Origin of the sequence: Candidatus Nitrotoga sp. AM1P, from assembly GCF_013168275.1 — a bacterium.
GTDB lineage: Bacteria > Pseudomonadota > Gammaproteobacteria > Burkholderiales > Gallionellaceae > Nitrotoga.
Genome location: NZ_AP019547.1, coordinates 2011489 through 2030043 on the forward strand (window position 1 = coordinate 2011489; position 18555 = coordinate 2030043).

Here is an 18555-nt window from a genome sequence, read left to right on the forward strand (position 1 = left end):
GTGGGTATCTTTGCCCCAAAAAAATGGGCTGCATTTATCTGGGCGGCAAAGTAATCATTGAAAATTCGTACGCGTGACGCGCACGCCGACACGTACGGATGGTTAAGTATTAAATGGTTGCCCGGACTCAAAGCCACTTAAAATCAAAGAGCGAATGGTTTGATGGAAAATACGATCGTCGCTATTGAAAAATTTAGATATAAGGTATTGAATTAAATTAATTAAATTGATAACTATTTTTCTCCTGTTGCCCTAAACAGGGCAGTACGGCATAATTACTAACTAGTTTGTTACAAAAATAATTTATTTATTCTTTAAAAGTGATGCTCAGGAGGTTAGTGAAAGATGGCTGCGGCGCGTAAGGTATACCCCCCCAAGTTTAATGACACAACTGGAGCGATCCGCGCTTTGGCAATGGATGCAGTTCAGAAAGCAAACTCTGGCCATCCTGGCGCTCCCATGGGCATGGCAGAAATTGCCGAAGTGCTGTGGATTCATCATCTGCGCCACAATCCGGCTAATCCTAAATGGGCCGACCGGGACCGTTTCGTGTTTTCCAATGGCCATGGCTCGATGCTGATTTATGCCCTGTTGCATTTGACTGGCTACGACTTGCCGATTGATGAGTTGAAACGCTTCCGCCAGCTACACTCTCAGACTCCAGGCCACCCAGAATATGGCTACACTGCTGGCGTCGAAACCACTACCGGCCCGCTGGGTCAAGGCATTACCAATGCGGTTGGTTTTGCCCTGGCGGAAAAAATGCTGGCAAATGAATTTAATCGGCCCGGCCACGAAATTGTTAACCACCATACTTATGTTTTCCTCGGCGACGGTTGCATGATGGAAGGTATCTCACATGAATCCTGTGCACTGGCCGGTACCTGGGGGCTCGGCAAATTAATCGCTTTCTGGGACGACAACGGCATTTCCATTGATGGGCATGTTGAAGCCTGGTTTACCGACGATACTGCCAAACGTTTTGAATCTTATGGTTGGCATGTAATCGCCAATGTGGAAGGCCATGATCCCGAAGCAATAGATGACGCCATCAAGGCTGCCAAGGAAGTTACCGACAAGCCTACACTGATTTGCTGCAAAACCATCATCGGCGCAGGTTCTCCGAACAAGGCCGGCACGCATGACGTGCATGGCGCTGCATTGGGCGATGCGGAAATCGCTGCTACGCGCGAATACATAGGCTGGAAATACCCGCCGTTCGAAATCCCAGCTCACGTTTATCAAGCGTGGAATGCGCGTACCAAGGGTGAGGGTTTAGAAAAATTGTGGGACAATAAATTTGCAGAATACCGCGAGGCTTTCCCCCAGGAAGCGGCTGAATTTGAGCGGCGTATGAAGGGTGATTTGCCAGCAGACTGGGCACAACATGCTGCGAACATGATCGCCAAGACCAATGAAAAAGCAGAAACCATTGCCTCGCGCAAGGCATCGCAGAATGCGATTAACGGTCTGGTGCCGGCATTACCTGAGTTTCTTGGCGGTTCGGCGGATCTGACCGGTTCAAACCTGACCAATTGGACGGGCGCCAAGCACGTTCATGGAAAATCGACAGGTAACTACATTAGTTACGGAGTACGCGAATTCGGCATGTCGGCCATTATGAATGGCGTGGCGTTGCATGGCGGCTTGCTACCATTTGGCGGCACTTTCCTGATGTTCTCTGAATATGCACGCAATGCACTGCGCATGGCTGCGCTGATGAAACAGCGTGTGATTTTCGTGTACACGCATGACTCGATCGGTCTGGGCGAAGATGGGCCAACTCATCAACCCGTGGAACAAACCGCCACACTACGCTATATTCCAAATATGGACGTTTGGCGCCCTTGTGATACTGTGGAATCTGCCGTGTCATGGGTTGCAGCGGTCGAGCGCAAAACTGGCCCGAGCAGTCTTATTTTTAGCCGGCAAAATTTGGCATTCCAAAAACGCGATGCGGATCAAATTGCCAACATCCGTAAGGGTGGTTATGTCTTGTCAGAAGCTGCCAATGGCCAGCCACAAGCACTCATTATCGCAACGGGCTCCGAAGTGAGTCTGGCCATGGATGCACAAAAAACCTTGGCTCAAGACGGCATTAATGTACGAGTAGTTTCCATGCCTTCAACCAATGTATTTGATCGTCAAGATCAAGCATACAGAGACAGCGTGTTACCAAAGGGCAGTAAACGCGTAGCTGTCGAAGCGGGCGTGACGGGGTTTTGGTACAAATATGTTGGTTTGGACGGTGCGGTAATTGGCATGGATACCTTTGGCGAATCTGCTCCGGCAGGTGAACTATTCAAACACTTCGGCTTTACCATTGACAATGTAGTGAAAACCGTAAAAAGCATACTTTAAATTTCTGGTAACGATACAGCTGACTCCGTGAGCGTTGCTTGAAAGGTTATCCTTGAAAAGGAGGATCAAAAGTATTTGTAAGTTGCCAATTCTTTAATCAAAGTTCGGATTAAATTCGCTGATATTTTGCGAAATTGGCAACAAGGGATTTGGCCGATCATTTAATCATCCTTATAAAAATGATCACCCTTGCAAAGGGTTGCAGCCTTGAATATAAACTGCTCAAATTAATCGCGGGCCGCGCAGGCAGCCATACAGAATAGTTTTGACTGATTCCTTCTATCTGAAGCAACACTTAGCGTTGCAGCCGTAGGATTAGTGGCACGTTTCAAGGCTACCCTGTCGTCCGGTTATTTGTGGCGAGCATATTTAAAGTTTAAATATTTGATTAGCTTAGCTACAACATCAGAATAAAATCAAAGAATTTGTCTGAACAGTTACAATTTTAGTTATAAAACCAGGAGAGAAACATGACAATCAAAGTTGGTATCAATGGGTTTGGTCGAATTGGCCGCATGGTGTTCCGCGCAGCCGTGAAAAATTTCCAGGACATCGAGATCGTAGGCATTAACGACTTGCTTGAACCCGACTACTTGGCTTACATGTTGAGCTACGACTCCGTACATGGCCGCTTTGATGGCACCATTTCCATTGAAGGCAATACCTTGGTCGTCAACGGTAAAAAGATCCGTCTGACTGCTATCAAAGATCCCGCCGAATTGAAATGGAATGAAGTGGGCGCTGATATAGTTATCGAGTCCACCGGTCTTTTTCTCACTAAAGAAACTTGTGAAAAACACATCGCCGCGGGTGCCAAGAAAGTTATCATGTCTGCCCCATCCAAGGATGACACGCCGATGTTTGTGTATGGCGTGAATGACAAAACTTATGCTAACCAAGCGATCATCTCCAACGCTTCCTGCACGACAAATTGCCTCGCCCCTGTTGCCAAGGTGCTAAATGACACCTGGGGCATAAAGCGCGGACTAATGACCACCATACACGCCGCCACCGCTACCCAGAAAACCGTGGACAGCCCTTCTAACAAAGATTGGCGTGGTGGTCGCGGCATCCTCGAAAACATCATTCCGTCTTCGACTGGTGCGGCCAAGGCCGTTGGCGTGGTTATTCCCGAACTGAATAAAAAACTCACCGGCATGGCGTTCCGGGTACCCACCTCTGACGTATCCGTAGTTGACCTCACCGTGGAGTTGGATAAGGCTGCGACCTACGCCGATATCTGCGCCGCCATGAAGACTGCATCCGAGGGTTCAATGAAGGGCATCCTTGGCTATACCGGCGAAAAAGTTGTCTCTACCGACTTCCGAGGCGAGAGTTGCACTTCTGTTTTTGACGCAGAGGCGGGTATGTCTCTGGACGGTACCTTCGTTAAAGTCGTCTCTTGGTACGATAACGAATGGGGCTACTCCAGCAAGGTTCTGGAGATGGTTCGCGTCATCGCTAAATAAACATGCATGCAAGGTGAGGCACTCCCTCACCTTTTGCATTTCTTCTTATCGTTTCACCTCGAATGGTTAATTGGAGAAAGAATTGTCCGTAATCAAAATGACTGATTTGGATCTTAAGGGCAAACGTGTCCTGATCCGCGAAGACTTGAATGTTCCCCAAGCCGATGATGGCACCATAACCGATGATACCCGCATCCGGGCAAGCATGCCTACCATCCAGCATGCCGTGAAAGCCGGCGCCAAAGTAATGTTGATGTCTCACCTCGGTCGCCCTGAAGAAGGTATCTATTCCGAAGCCGATTCCCTAAAGCCTGTAGCCAAGCGTTTGTCTGACTTGCTGGGTAAAGAGATACGGGTCATTAAAGATTGGCTGGATGGCGGCTTCACCATCGCCGATGGCGAAGTTGTACTATTTGAGAACGTGCGCTTCAATAAAGGTGAAGGCAAAAACAACGACGAGCTGTCCCAAAAAATGGCTAAGCTGTGCGACATCTATGCGATGGATGCATTTGGTACCGCGCATCGCGCGCAGGCTTCCACCCACGGTGTGGCGAAGTATGCACCAGTGGCATGCGCTGGCCCACTACTGGCAGCAGAACTGGAAGCATTAGGCAAGGCATTGAAAAGCCCGGCCCACCCGCTGATCGCCATTGTCGGCGGTTCTAAAGTTTCAACCAAATTGACCGTATTGGAATCGTTGTCCCACATCGTGGATCAATTGATCGTCGGTGGCGGCATTGCCAATACTTTCATTAAAGCGGCTGGTTATAGCGTCGGGAAATCCCTATATGAACCCGATCTTGTAGCCGAAGCCCAGCGTTTAATACAAGCCGCCAAGACCAAGGGCGGATCGATTCCGGTACCTACTGATGTGGTCGTGGGCAAGAAGTTCGATACCAATGAGCCAGCCGTCGTTAAGAAAGTGGCTGATATCACTGACGATGATATGATTTTTGATATTGGTCCCGAAACTGCCCAGACTTATGCAGCCTATCTGAAGAACGCCGCAACCATCGTGTGGAATGGCCCAGTAGGCGTATTTGAATTTGACCAGTTTGGCGCCGGCACCAAAACGCTAGGCATGGCGATTGCGGAAAGTCCCGCATTTTCTATCGCCGGCGGTGGGGATACGCTGGCGGCGATTGCCAAATACAAGATCAGCGATCAAGTAAGCTATATTTCCACGGGCGGCGGTGCATTTCTAGAATTCCTTGAAGGTAAAAAATTGCCAGCGGTAGAAATTCTTGAGCAACGTGCAGCGAAGTAAATAAGACGAAAAATTATGTTACGCAGAACCAAAATTGTTGCCACTTTGGGGCCAGCCTCCAGCGACCAGAAAGTACTGGAGCAAATGATACTTGCTGGCGTGGATGTGGTGCGCATGAATTTTTCCCATGGCACAGCGCAAGATCACGTGGCACGTGTTGAAAAAGTGCGCGCTGCAGCGGCTGCATGTGGCCGTATTATAGGGATCCTTGCCGACCTGCAAGGCCCAAAAATTCGGGTGGGCAAAATTGAAAATGACAAAATCATTCTCAAGCAAGGGGATACTTTTATCCTGGATGCGGAATGGACAGGCCTCGGCAATCAGGAACGCGTTGGTCTCGATTACAAGAACTTACCCAAGGATGTCAGCAAAGGTTCAGTGCTGTTACTGAATGATGGCATGCTGGAATTTGATGTTACCGAAGTCAAAGGCGCGCAAATTATCTGCAAAGTCGTGTGCGGCGGTGTGCTATCCAACAACAAGGGGATCAATCGCAAGGGCGGTGGTTTGACTGCGCCCGCGCTTACCGACAAGGACAAGGAGGACATTAAAACCGCCGCATTGATTAAAGCAGACTATCTGGCGATTTCCTTCCCGCGCTCGGCGAATGACATGAAATTAGCGCGTAAATTGATGCATGCGGCTGGCGGCAAAAGCTTGTTAATGGCTAAAATTGAGCGTGCTGAAGCCATTACCGTACTGGACGAAATTATTGACGCATCCGACGCTATCATGGTAGCCCGAGGCGACCTTTCCGTGGAAGTGGGAGATGCAGCCGTACCAGGCCTGCAAAAACGCATGATCCGCATGGCACGTGCCAAAAACAAGTTGGTTATCACTGCCACACAAATGATGGAATCCATGATCACTAACCCGATTCCCACTCGGGCGGAAGTATCGGACGTGGCAAATGCAGTGCTGGATGGCACCGATGCGGTCATGCTGTCGGCAGAAACTGCAGTGGGCGACTATCCCATTGAAACCATCAAATCCATGGTACGCATCTGTATTAATGCGGAAAGTGAGATGGAAGATCTCGCCACCCATCATCGTCTGCTACAACCGAAATTTGCACGTATCGATCAGGCTATCGCCATGTCTGCGCTATATGCAGCTTCTCACTTTACGATCAAAGCAATTGTGGCACTGACCCAGTCCGGCTCAACTCCTCTATGGATGTCCCGTATGAATGCAAGAGTGCCGATCTTTGCGTTAACGCCAACTGAGTCAACCTTGAGTAAAGTAACGCTATTCAGCGGGGTACACCCAATTGCGTTTAACACGACCTCAAAACTTCCTTCAGTAGAGTTGCGCGCAGCAGAGGATGAACTGGTACGTTTGGGATTAGTACAAGAAGGTGACATGATTGTAATGACTATAGGTGAAGCCGTTGGCAAGGCTGGCTATACCAATACCATGAAAATTGTCCGGGTAGGCGATCACCGTAAGCATTGAGGAGTTGAAGCATGGCTGTGTTTTCCCGTACACGGCCAGATTTTATTTTTAATTTTGTTTAATAACTTTAAATTTGCTAGGAGAAAAAAATGGCTCTTGTTTCATTACGCCAGCTGCTGGATCATGCAGCCGAGAACGGATACGGCCTGCCCGCATTCAACGTCAATAATTTGGAACAGGTCAAGGCAATCATGGAGGCAGCGGATGAAACCAATAGCCCCGTGATTATGCAAGGCTCAGCTGGCGCCCGCAAATATGCAGGTGAAGCATTCTTGCGCCACCTGATTCTCGCTGCTGTAGAGACTTATCCGCACATTCCAGTAGTCATGCACCAAGATCACGGAGCCTCCCCGGCTGTATGTATCAACGCCATTCGTTCTGGATTCTCCAGCGTAATGATGGATGGTTCTTTGAAAGAAGATGCCAAAACTCCATCCTCTTACGAATACAACGTTGAAGTAACCAGTAAAGTTGTTGATCTTTCCCACGCGGTGGGTGTATCCGTTGAAGGTGAACTAGGCTGCTTGGGCTCACTTGAAACCGGCATGGGCGAACAAGAAGATGGACAAGGTGCAGAAGGCAAACTAGACCACTCGCAACTACTAACCGATCCAGAAGAGGCAGCCGATTTTGTCCGGAGGACTGGCGTAGATGCACTGGCGATAGCCATCGGCACCTCACACGGTGCATACAAATTCACCCGCCCACCCACAGGCGACACTTTGGATATTAAGCGTATCAAGGCGATCCATGCCCGCATTCCCAACACTCACTTGGTAATGCATGGCTCTTCTTCTGTACCGCAGGAATGGTTGAAAATTATTGACCAATTTGGCGGCGATATGGGAGAAACCTACGGTGTGCCAGTTTCGGAGATAGTCGAAGGTATCAAACATGGCGTGCGGAAAGTTAATATCGACACAGACCTGCGCATGGCGTCTACAGGCGCGGTACGTCGTCACCTGGCACAAAACCCCAAAAATTTTGATCCACGTAAATTCTTGGCGGAATCGACCATAGCCATGAAAGAGATCTGCAAGGCACGTTATGAAGCCTTCGGTTCTGCTGGCCAGGCATCGAAAATAAAAGCATTATCACTGGATGCAATGGCTATCAGGTACACCAAAGGTGAGCTAAAAGCCATCGTCAAATAATTCAATGTAAGCACAATCAAAAAAGCGGTTTTCGAACCGCTTTTTTTAATCCCGATAATTATTTTAAAGATAAGCCGTAGCTAGCACAGTAAATTACAAGTTTTTCCAGTTTCCGTTACACACTTCTAACCTCCTTCAAATTTATTAACTCTCATCCTAAAGATCCCGCCGTTCAATTCCAGAATGGTAAAGATTATTTACGCCAGTATTTGTGTATTGGAAGAAAGAATGCGAAGCTGGTAACATTAAAATTTCTGCAAGTATGCAATTCAAAATACTTAAAACATCATGCAATATATACAGAATCTTCCTCTTCCTCCGTCTTTAAAAGGGTTAGAAGATACCAATGAAGTAAAAAAGCTGACTGAAATTGAACCAGTTAAGCCGGCCCCAGAGCGCATCCAGCCGTCACTGGTATTTCGGCCATTTACACGATCTGAACATCCGAACAACCTGTCATTCGAGAGGCGAAATGTAGAACCCCATCTTGGTGAACGCCGAAAAATCTGCCGTCGTATCAAAACTCAGCCTCTTCTGAAAGAGCTTCGATCAAAGGTAGACCGACGACACCGCAAACAAAGAAAAACAGATATAACCGAACATATAGATGAAAATGCCTAGAACTAAAAATTATTCAAAATAACTGATTACATCAATCATGTGATGATTACTCGTCAAGCAGGTTACTTCGTAAAGCGTGGATATAAATTTAGTTTTATATAGCAGGAATCGACATATTTTTTGGTGAGCTTATGATGAATAAAAAAAACGATCTCAATCAACCCGCTAAAACAGCTGCACAAATCAGCAAGCATGACTACCGAAAGATGCTCCATGCTCTTCAGGTTGAGCTAGTCAAACTGCAGCGGCATTTCATTAAATGCAATGACAAAATTCTAATTATTTTTGAAGGGCGTGATGCGTCTGGAAAAGATGGCACAATCAAGCGCATCGTCCAACATTTAAGTCCACGTGAAACACGTGTCGTAGCACTCGGCAAGCCTTCGGATCGCGATCAAACGGTGTGGTACTTTCAACGTTATGTTCCCTACCTGCCAGCAGCTCAAGAGCTCGTGCTGTTTAACCGCAGTTGGTACAATCGCGCCGGTGTCGAACGAGTAATGGGCTTTTGTACTGACGCTGAGCATGAGGAATTTATGGATTCAGTATCAGAGTTCGAACATATGTTGGTCCGTTCAGGTATCAAGCTTTTTAAGTACTACCTCGACATCAGCAAACTTGAACAGAAGAAACGTTTAAATGAACGCATGACAGACCCGCTCACCCAATGGAAAGTCAGTACACTTGACGACCAGGCAATCAAAAAATGGAAGCCATACAGCTTGGCACGCAACGAAATGTTGGCTCGCTCGCACACCACAATGGCTCCATGGACCATAGTTCGTGCCAACGATAAGTATCTGACACGACTTAATGTTATTAAGGATCTGCTCAGCCGCCTTAATTACGCAGATAAAGATGACAAACTGATTTTGCCAGATCCACGGATCATATTAACCTACGATGCAACCTATCTCGAAAATGGCGTGCTGGAACCGTAGCTGGAAATTATGATCAGAGAACTCTCTACGAAGACTTTACCCATTTAGCTTAGCGTTCAATTTGTAGTCTTCTTTCAAGCAAGCGTCACGATTCACCCTCCTCAGTCCGTGCGTTACCGCACATACAATAGACTTAACCTTGAGATAACCTTGTCTGCGTTTTGGCGACATTCGATCAAACCAGAACGGTGAGTTGAGGCCGATGTCACCATTGTTGGCACGCCGACACGCTTTGGTAATGTGCGCCCAGATGCGCAATTTGTTCTCATACCACGAAATTATCAAGCTGCTAAAAATAACGGTACCAATATTAAACCATGAATAGCTAGCAGGCATATCTCAAGTGAATTTTCTAACTACTTCAAAAAAGGATTTCAACTATGAATGCATTGAACAGTTTTAGCCCATTAGTGGGCCGTATTTTGATGGCGCTCATCTTCGTTATGTCGGGTTTCGGTAAAATCACCGGTTTTGAAGGGACGGTAGGGTTTATAGCCAGCAAGGGACTGCCAATGCCGGAATTGCTTGCCATCGGCGCCATCTTCGTTGAACTGGGCGGAGGTATCATGCTGATCATTGGCTGGAATGCACGTTGGGCCGCCGCCGCGATATTTGTATTCACCGCAATGGCGGCGCTGTTCTTCCATAATTTCTGGGCTGTGCCACCCAACGAAGCACAAAATCAGATGATCAACTTCATGAAGAATATTTCCATAATGGGCGGCTTGCTCTATGTTGTCGTGCACGGCAGCGGGCCTTTTAGTTTAAGCCGTAACACTGCAAGGTCTTAATTACATTAAAAAGAATATTCATGGGCTCCTCCTCTAGCGCTAATAGCTGCGTAATCCATAACCACGCGTATGAATGCACATTCAGTGAACGGTTGTTAGGGCAGAAGCGATTAGAATGCTTTCTAGAATGTACTTGGCTATTGGGCTTGCTGAATAGCCCCATCGCCAGCCAACTTTGTGGTGAACACCACCAACCTTTAACCTGAAGCGTTACTAAAGTCGGTGCCAATACCAGCTTAGCAATCCATTTTCTGCCATGCGACTGTCAGTTTGTTAATAACTTCGCCGCCAGTCCTTTGATGGTATAGCACTCATTCAGGCGGCCACGACTACCCTGGCTTTCCTGCTGGCGTTGCGGCGGATGCTCTTGCCGATATTGTCGATCGACGGCGTTATCTGATCACTTCACAGGTTTGGATGATGATCTTTACTGTAACTCTTGGCGCATTGACACTTTCAGGAATAACGACAGCTCCAATCCTGCTGGTTTTTACGTTCGCTCTCGGCATAGGCACGGCAATGATGATGCCAGCATAGGGAGCGATTACGCCAGAATTTATAAATACTAGAAATATGCTCTGTTATAAGTTTAAGCATGTTTATTCGCTCACTACAGGACATCCATAATTTACTTGACAATATCTTTAATTAAAGATACATTAAAACTGTATCTTATTAGAATGTACAGATATAGAAATTTGGATGACCAGAAAAATGACTATTGCCTTAAATAGATTGTATGTATCCACTGTGGCCTGTTATCTCAGGAATATTTTAACATTTTTGTTCTTGGCGGGAATTGCCACTGCAAGCTGGGCCGAGCAACGCGAATTTAACTTGACCATTGATGAGGTTGCAATAGAAGTAGCACCAGGCTTTACCAATAAAGTATTCGCTTTCAACGGACAAGTGCCAGGGCCGCTCATCCACGTCAAGGAGGGAGATGATGTGATGGTACATGTCAGCAACAACACTACACTTCCCCATACCATCCACTGGCATGGAGTTAACCAGACCGGCAGTTGGCAACACGATGGCGTGCCAAGTGTCACACAAGAAGCGATTCAGCCTGGTGAATCTTATACCTATAAATTCAATGTTGATCGTCCCGGAAGCCTGTGGTACCACTGCCATGTGGATGTCTGGGAGCATGTGGCGTTACGCGGGATGTGGGGGCCATTAATCGTCGATCCCAAAACCCCGAGCGCCCTCGAAAAAGAAGTGACCCTGGATGCCATTCTGATGCTGAGTACTTGGCAATCTCCGTATGCCAGCGTCTATGGCAAAGGGGGTAGCCCACAGGATGTTTCTGACTATTTTTCAGTAAACGCAAAATCCTTCCCATTCACCCAACCGATTAGAGTCAAGAAAGGCGACGTATTGAGAATGCGCTTTATTGGCGCAGGCGATGAAACTCACCAAATGCATATGCATGGGCACGACATGCTCGTCACCCATAAAGACGGATATCCACTTGCCAGCCCTTATTATGTGGACACGGTTCCGGTAGGACCCGGTGAACGTTATGACGTGATCGTTAAAATGAACAATCCTGGACTCTTCATAATGCACGATCATGTTGACAAACACATGTCTAACAACGGCGCTTCAATGGGTGGGCCAATGACCGTTTTTGAATATGAAGGCGTCAAAATGAACGACTGGTATACCTGGAAAGGCAAAGCGTACGACCCCAACTTCTTCTACAGTGTGTCGCTTACACAGGGATATGGGCTTTTCAACAGCGCACCTTTCATGGGCAAAATTGTCGAACAGGGGAAAAGAAGGAGATAAATATGAAGCGAATAGTTCTTGTTGCCTTACTTGGTTTTTCTGGAGCCGTTCTCGCCGAGGGAGGAATGCTTCAGGGGAGTTGTTCCGCCTGCCACAATATTAAGGGTCCAGCAACCCAGACGTTGAAAGCTGCCTTTGAAAAAAAGGGGCCAGATCTCTTCTACGCGGGCAACAAATATCGTCAAGAATGGCTTGTATCTTGGCTGCAAAAGCCTAGTCGGATACGTCCCGCTGGAATGTACTATGGCGGGCATATCAAGTCGGGACCCAAAGGTGATGAAGTTGATACTTCGACGCTCACGGATCATGTCGCACTTTCCAAGGCCGATGCCACCTCCGTTACGGCCGAGCTCATGAAGATGAAACCGCATGACGATTTGATCGCCAAGGAGAAAGTTGAACCCGGTACGGTATCAAAGCAGATGGGGGAAATGGCCTTCAATAAATTTTTGGGCTGTATGGCCTGCCATTTAATCGAGCCTGAATATGGTGGGGTATCGGGGCCAGAACTTTATACGGCGGCCAAGCGCCTGCAACCGCAATATATGGCGAGTTTCATCAAGTCTCCCCAAGCTTGGGAGCCAAAATCCATGATGCCAAACAAAAACCTGTCGGAGATGAATATACAGAAGATGGTTCATTATCTTGAGACATTGAGCAAGGAGGTTGCAAATGCCAACTAAATTATTTTTGTTGCTTTTACTAGCGGCTTTCTCAGTCCAAGCTCAAGCCAAGGAAGCGCCTGCGGACAACTACAAAGCCTATTGCGTTCAATGCCATGGCAGTGAGGGAACCGGAAAAGGCGTTAACACGCGAGACATGTCAGTCGTGCCGCGTGATCACACCGATGCGAAGTCAATGTCAGGTCGCTCGGACGAAACATTATTCAAAGCAATCAAAGAGGGCGGACCATCCATTGATAAATCAATATTAATGCCTCCCTGGGGGTCAACCTTAAGTGATGAGGAAATCAACGATTTAGTGCAGCATCTACGTATGTTATGTAAGTGCAAATTTGGTTAGTAAATGGCAGTCGCAAGAAATAGCAACAAGAAATAAGCAATTTGTAGTTAACTTTAATTTAAATAGGGGAAGAATATGTATAAACTTAAAAATACAGCTGTTGCTGTAATGCTGGTAACTGGACTGTTTTCCGCACAACAAGTATTCGCAAAAACCGTTAAAGTCACGATGACGGCTATGGAAGTTGATCTGCCCGTGAATAACAAGGGTGATGTCAAAATGGCTGCATGGACATTCGATGGCTCCATTCCTGGCAAGCCTGTTCGCGTAGATGAAGGCGATACGGTGGATTTCACGCTGATCAACCCACCTGAAAATAAAAATTCACACGCCATGGACTTTCACGCGGCTCAGGTTGACGTGCTAAATGAATTCGGTGAAATCAAGCCGGGACAAACTAAACATTTCAAGTTTGAAGCCAAGGTTCCAGGTGTATTCATATATCACTGTGGTGCAAGCACGATGGCTCAGCATATTGCCAAGGGAATGTACGGAATGATCATCGTCGATCCAAAAGATAAAAAGAATTATCCAAAAGCAGACCGTGAATATATGCTGATTCAGCAGCAATACTTCCCGGACAGCGAAAACATCACTGGCTTACTTGAAAACACCGGTTGGAAAGGTGCTCTCATCAATGGCAAAATGTTCCATTACAGCCCTGTTCATGATCCAAATGCAACTCAGGTTCTGGAATCCAAGCCGGGTGAACGCGTCCGTATTTTCTTTGGGAACGCGAACATCAACAATCCGATCGCCCTGCATCCTATCGCAGGAATTTGGGATCGTGTTTATATCAACGGTAACCCGAAGAACACTCTATACGGCATTCAAACATACAACGTGTCGGTAGCTGAAGCCAGTACATTTGATATCGTTTCGCCAGCTGACCGTCCGACCAATGTCGCAATCGTCGATCATGCAATGGGAGCGGCGTTACGCGGTGCGATCACAGTTCTGATGAACAAGCCCGACGCTGACCCGAAAAAAGGGCGTGGCGATCAAATCCTGATCAGATAGTTTTTAGTAAACTATTCTGTTAATTAGTTAAGAGCAGGCTTTGGCCTGTTCTTAACATTTAAGCCAGACAGTGCCATGCAAAATTACGTTAATGAAGCGAGTCAATAGGGTTCGGAATTAGACGTACACTTCCAGAATACTTTCTACGTCAGCTCTTAATTTCAAATGCGCTATCTAAGCCGCCCGATCGAAATCCCCATACTATTAGCAACAAAATTGTTCATAGTCTCTCATCAAATTATGCGTTTGCCGCAACGCGCAGGTTGAGCACGCCTTTTAACGTCTAAGCAGAAATAAATAAACGCGGACAAGATAACTGAGGCAACAGTCAAAACGTCACATTACGGTCACGTTCGGCCACGGCCTTGATGTAATCCGGCATCCCTTTTATTGATGCACCCGTTACTAGATCATCTCCCATGATCTGCCGAGCCACGGCACAGGCGCCGCAGACCCAAATCTGCACACCCGCCGCCTGCACCGCAGCCAATAACTCTTTCAATGGGGTCAGATTCACACCATGGATATGATCGGCTGTTCCTTTGCGACCAAGCGTCACGGCTTCGTTCCAGAGCCAAAGCACCACATCGTGTCCCTGCTCCTTTGCCGCCTTCGCGGCCATGAAGGGCAACGTGGCCATCGTCGGATCATCTGTGCCTCGACTGCCAGATATTATGAATGTTGCCACTGTTTATCTCCTCTTTCATTCATTAGTAAACTATAGATCTATTATCATGTTTCATTCGTGATGCGGCCATTTCACTATATTTCTTGTCTCACTTCTTCAGAACAACTACACCACACGCAATCCTGGGGCCACCTGGAGCATCTTTCGTCGGAGGATCGGGAAGAAATTTGTCTTCGAGTCCATGAATAATAAATGCACTCCCATCCGCATCGAAAAGGGTCGTCAATCCAGGAGTGAGGGTGACCCGGCTCGTGATGGCATATAGCGTCCCTTTGCGGTTTTCATCAACCACAAGATTCGGCAGGTCGCCTAAATGATAGGGGTGATTTCCAAGACCTGGACTGACATTTGCCTCCGGGTTGACCTGCAGATCGATATTGCCATCGTAATGCCCTTTCGCCGCCGTGAAAGGATCGCATGCCCCTGCTTCGTGGATGTGAACCGCGTGTCGCCCGGGCGTTAACTTGCTGTCAGGCGTACCTTGTACCATCATTTTTATTCTGACGAGCCCATCATGCTCCTCATACAGACGAGCTTCTCCGGTAATGCCCGGACCGGCGATAATCGCTTCTGCACGAAGTTTTTTCTCCACCTTCCCCGCGTGATGTCCATCTTCTTTTCCTCCGTGATGCTCGGCTTCTGCAAAAACTGAGCTAGTGACGGTGCCCATGATCAATGCCAATGCCAGCGGTAATTTAGTAACAAATTTCATGTGTATCTCCTATTTATGAATGAGAATATGGTTATAGGTTGCCGCATATTTCCCTCTGTAGCTTTGCCGCCGCTTTTCGGCGTCTGATCAACGTGCCAGCGATCTAATGTAATGAATAAGCTGCCACACCTTGTCATCGGACAAACCGGAGAAGGACATCATGCCGGTCCCGGGCGAACCTTTCTTGATAATCCAGAAAAGCTGGCCATCTGGAATGTCCTTCATCATGGCATTGCAGGTAAAATTTCTCGGTGGTGGCACCAGCGCTGCTCCCATCATGCCCTTTCCATCGCCCTTTTCGCCATGACACATGGCGCAGGCGGCAGGCTTGGCGGATTTCTGGAACAGCGTTTTCCCTGCCTGAAGTACTTCGGTAGAGGCAGTAAATGGATTCGTCATGGCCAGAAAACTATCCGGTGCCTTAGCCGTCTTGCGCAGCTGCACGCAAGCATCCGACTGACCTCCACTTGAGGCAGTTGTTGCGGTGGCAGCAGCTACAGCCGGAGCGGCGGCAGCAACCTTGCCAGGCATAGCGGTGGTAACTGCGGCAGCCGCTCCGGCAGGTGAACCCTTGAATGTCGCCTTGAGGTAGGCGATTACGTCAGCTACGCCTTGCTGGCCGATGGTCAGATTCCAATAAGGCATATTCGGCGATTTCCCTATCGCCGGGCCGCCATGGTTGATTACGTTGTACAGATATTCCATTGGCAGCTTTTCAAATGGAATGTTGGCATGAATTGCCGGCTTCGGATCCAAGCCAGACGCCGCCGGGCCATCACCTTTACCTGTCGCTCCGTGACACTGCGAACAATATTCTTTGTAGATGACTTTGCCGCGACCAACGCTGGCCATGCCAAATTCTGGGCTCGTCCAAGGCTCGTAATACTTGAAATCACTCACACCCTGCGTCATTAAGTACCCGATCACCGCGCGGAGCTGTGGCTCCGTCGCATCGGCCAGAAACTCGCCACTGTGCGGCACAAAGTCTTGTGGATTCTGCCCGAAACGGAAGAGCCAATCCTGGTCATATCTTTGTCCGGACGCATGGAGCGCTGTGCTCTGCGGCCCGCCGATGACTTTTCCATCCTCATTAATCGTATGGCAGCCGAAGCAAGCATGCGCCTTGAAGGCCATTGCGCCAAAATCGGCCTCGAACTTCGTAACTTTCGAAAGATCAAACGTACCAACTTTGACTCGCGGATCCTTATTGTGCTCAGCAAAATAATCAGCAAGAACATTGGCCTCGGATTCTGTGACAACCGGATGTTTAAACGAGACTTCGGTTAGATCCCAGCGATAGCCCTTGGCATAGAGTGGCGCTTCTTTGCCGGTCAACCAACCAATCAACCAAGGGCGCCGGTACTTGCTCCCGGCCCAGATAAGATCAGGTGCCTTAAGATTAAAGCGGGAATCGGCTTTACCTTCCAATCGGTGACATTGTATACAGGACTGCTCAAGGATTTCTTTTGCGCGCGGTTGATCATTCGCTAACGATACCCCCGAGAACGACATCAATCCCACCAGCGTGATGAGCGCGCTTCCAACAACCATTTCTCTACTAATATTCATAACGCAACTCCTTTTTTAATACCTCATCTGAGCCCATTTTTTTAACAACTACGCATGAATATCGGTAACTCAGCACTAATCAAGCCCAATGTCGACATCAGCTCAAACGATAATACATTTTATTATTCAATTGTATACATATAAATTTCATGTTTACTCCCTCGTTTGACAATTCAAAAGCCATTTTGTTTAACGATGTTCAGCTTTGAAAACCACGTCTGTGCGATACCATACATAGCGATGTAATAATTATGGTGAAAAACAAGTCAAAAAATTGTAGTTTGATTGACCAAGTCAAATTCTCCCTTCCAAGGGAAGCAGCTCTTAATTTCATCGACAAAATTTGGAATAATTTAGACTGCAATTTCCAAGCCATACAACGTACTTGACAATCAAGACTATTTGCCACGTTTTTGAGATATAGAAGGTATATAATAAAGCCTCCTACGCATTGAATTGCAAAGAAGGCGGGGGAATGCCTATTCTCGACAAGATGGGATCAAAACCCACAAATGATAGATAGTCATGGAACATATAGAAATAAGCCGAACTCTAACTATACCAATTTATAAGGAGATTCAACTATGAAAATCAGCAAAATCTGTGTTCTTGTTTCCTCGTTAATTACGGCCAGCTTATTGTCCGTTCCAGTGCTTGCTGCTGATAAGAATCCGCTGTCGGGTTATACAATTCATGTTGTAGCACCACACGTCATGGACGGAGAAATTATCGGTCCGTTTCATCATTACTGCAAACCCATCAATGACGACGTTATTCAGTGCATTCTATTCGATTCAACTGAGCCTAACGCTCGCTTGACCGAAATCGAATACATGGTTTCCAAGAAACTTGCCCGATCAGCTATACCGAAATGGTCGCATACGCAAAACTGGCACGATCACAAACAGGAGATCGAAACTGGTCGCGTTGCCATAGTAAACCCCTCTGACCCGAAAGAGCAGAAAGGATTGGCGGATTATGTTGCTGGAACCGATGGCATCATTTTCCACCTCTGGCCTAAAGACGCGCCCATTCCTGACGGTTCGGTCGGCATCGCTCAGTCAGTTGGACATTGGGAAGAGCTACATGGAAAAATTGGTAAAGATGCAACTAAAAAATAAATTTATTTGATTTATTCAAGAGACACGGGGTTTGTCCATGTGGATGAGCACTGTGTCTTTTTATTTATAAGTGAGGTGATGTCATGTTTTCTTTAAAGAAAAATAGGTGGGTAGGGATTGCCATCTTTTTGAGCATCAGCTCGCAAAGTACATTAGCTTTTCACAAGGACGCGTATGAACCGCGTGTACCCAAGGCGATTATTGCGCAGGAACAGCAAGTAAAAAATCCTTATCCCGTCACACCAGAGCGAATTGAAGCAGGCCGTAAAATTTATTTGGGGGAAGGTTTTTGTGTAACTTGCCATAGCAAGGATGGCACAGGTGCCAATTTACCCGGGCATCCTCCGCGTGATTTTACCGATGCCAAATGGCAGAAACTTCGCACGGATGGAGAATTAATGTGGGTTTTAAAAAATGGTAGCCCAGGAACCGGGATGCCGATTCGAGTTGGAACAGATATAAACGAAGAAGATGGCTGGAATGTAATTCAATATATACGGACCTTCGAGGGCAAGTAGGCGGTGTTCTTTTAAAAACAAGACAATCCACCCCCTCATCAAATTTGTAGA

17 protein-coding genes are annotated in these 18555 nt (G+C 47.3%); 14 read left to right on the top strand and 3 right to left on the bottom strand.

Annotation, left to right across the window (positions count from 1 at the left end):
- Positions 1–345: 345 nt before the first annotated feature.
- The 12 genes from tkt (at position 346) to W01_RS09050 (ending at position 13896) form a co-directional block, all read left to right on the top strand.
- On the top strand, positions 346–2361 hold the full coding sequence (gene tkt, locus W01_RS08995) for a transketolase (protein WP_173053983.1): 2016 nt from the start codon (positions 346–348) through the stop codon (positions 2359–2361).
- 470 nt (positions 2362–2831) lie between these two features.
- On the top strand, positions 2832–3830 hold the full coding sequence (gene gap, locus W01_RS09000) for a type I glyceraldehyde-3-phosphate dehydrogenase (protein ID WP_173053985.1): 999 nt from the start codon (positions 2832–2834) through the stop codon (positions 3828–3830).
- An 82-nt stretch (positions 3831–3912) separates the two neighbouring features.
- Positions 3913–5097, top strand: a complete 1185-nt coding sequence (locus W01_RS09005) for a phosphoglycerate kinase (protein WP_173053987.1) — start codon at positions 3913–3915, stop codon at positions 5095–5097.
- Positions 5098–5112: 15 nt separating this feature from the next.
- Complete coding sequence (gene pyk / locus W01_RS09010; protein ID WP_173053989.1) at positions 5113–6552, top strand: pyruvate kinase; 1440 nt, start codon at positions 5113–5115, stop codon at positions 6550–6552.
- 89 nt (positions 6553–6641) lie between these two features.
- Complete coding sequence (gene fba / locus W01_RS09015; RefSeq protein WP_173053991.1) at positions 6642–7706, top strand: class II fructose-bisphosphate aldolase; 1065 nt, start codon at positions 6642–6644, stop codon at positions 7704–7706.
- A gap of 752 nt (positions 7707–8458) precedes the next feature.
- Positions 8459–9268 (top strand): polyphosphate kinase 2, encoded by an 810-nt coding sequence (ppk2, locus tag W01_RS09020; protein ID WP_242006922.1) that lies wholly within the window; start codon positions 8459–8461, stop codon positions 9266–9268.
- Positions 9269–9648: 380 nt separating this feature from the next.
- On the top strand, positions 9649–10059 hold the full coding sequence (locus W01_RS09025) for a DoxX family protein (protein WP_173053993.1): 411 nt from the start codon (positions 9649–9651) through the stop codon (positions 10057–10059).
- A gap of 399 nt (positions 10060–10458) precedes the next feature.
- Positions 10459–10596, top strand: coding sequence for an MFS transporter (locus W01_RS09030; protein WP_242007081.1), 138 nt, complete (start codon positions 10459–10461; stop codon positions 10594–10596).
- A gap of 165 nt (positions 10597–10761) precedes the next feature.
- Positions 10762–11853, top strand: a complete 1092-nt coding sequence (locus tag W01_RS09035) for a multicopper oxidase domain-containing protein (RefSeq protein ID WP_242006923.1) — start codon at positions 10762–10764, stop codon at positions 11851–11853.
- 2 nt (positions 11854–11855) lie between these two features.
- On the top strand, positions 11856–12536 hold the full coding sequence (locus W01_RS09040) for a c-type cytochrome (protein ID WP_173053997.1): 681 nt from the start codon (positions 11856–11858) through the stop codon (positions 12534–12536).
- Positions 12526–12876, top strand: a complete 351-nt coding sequence (locus W01_RS09045; RefSeq protein ID WP_173053999.1) for a c-type cytochrome — start codon at positions 12526–12528, stop codon at positions 12874–12876. The genes W01_RS09040 and W01_RS09045 overlap by 11 nt, the downstream gene beginning before the upstream one ends.
- Positions 12877–12951: 75 nt before the next feature.
- Positions 12952–13896: a multicopper oxidase domain-containing protein gene (locus tag W01_RS09050; RefSeq protein WP_173054001.1), complete on the top strand. Its 945-nt coding sequence runs from the start codon at positions 12952–12954 to the stop codon at positions 13894–13896.
- 328 nt (positions 13897–14224) lie between these two features.
- Here W01_RS09050 and W01_RS09055 read toward each other — a convergent pair whose 3' ends face one another.
- From W01_RS09055 to W01_RS09065, 3 genes are all read right to left on the bottom strand, one after another.
- Positions 14225–14584 (bottom strand): DsrE family protein, encoded by a 360-nt coding sequence (locus W01_RS09055; RefSeq protein WP_173054002.1) that lies wholly within the window; start codon positions 14582–14584, stop codon positions 14225–14227.
- 88 nt (positions 14585–14672) lie between these two features.
- Positions 14673–15296, bottom strand: a complete 624-nt coding sequence (locus W01_RS09060) for a superoxide dismutase family protein (RefSeq protein WP_173054004.1) — start codon at positions 15294–15296, stop codon at positions 14673–14675.
- A gap of 87 nt (positions 15297–15383) precedes the next feature.
- Positions 15384–16865: a c-type cytochrome gene (locus W01_RS09065; RefSeq protein ID WP_173054006.1), complete on the bottom strand. Its 1482-nt coding sequence runs from the start codon at positions 16863–16865 to the stop codon at positions 15384–15386.
- A gap of 584 nt (positions 16866–17449) precedes the next feature.
- On the opposite strand from W01_RS09065, the gene W01_RS09070 reads away from it, so the two are divergent.
- Positions 17450–17986: a DUF1264 domain-containing protein gene (locus W01_RS09070; protein WP_173054008.1), complete on the top strand. Its 537-nt coding sequence runs from the start codon at positions 17450–17452 to the stop codon at positions 17984–17986.
- Between the two features lie 83 nt (positions 17987–18069).
- A complete protein-coding gene (locus W01_RS09075; protein ID WP_173054010.1) occupies positions 18070–18504 on the top strand; it encodes a c-type cytochrome in 435 nt (144 codons plus the stop codon).
- The last annotated feature ends 51 nt before the right edge of the window (positions 18505–18555 follow it).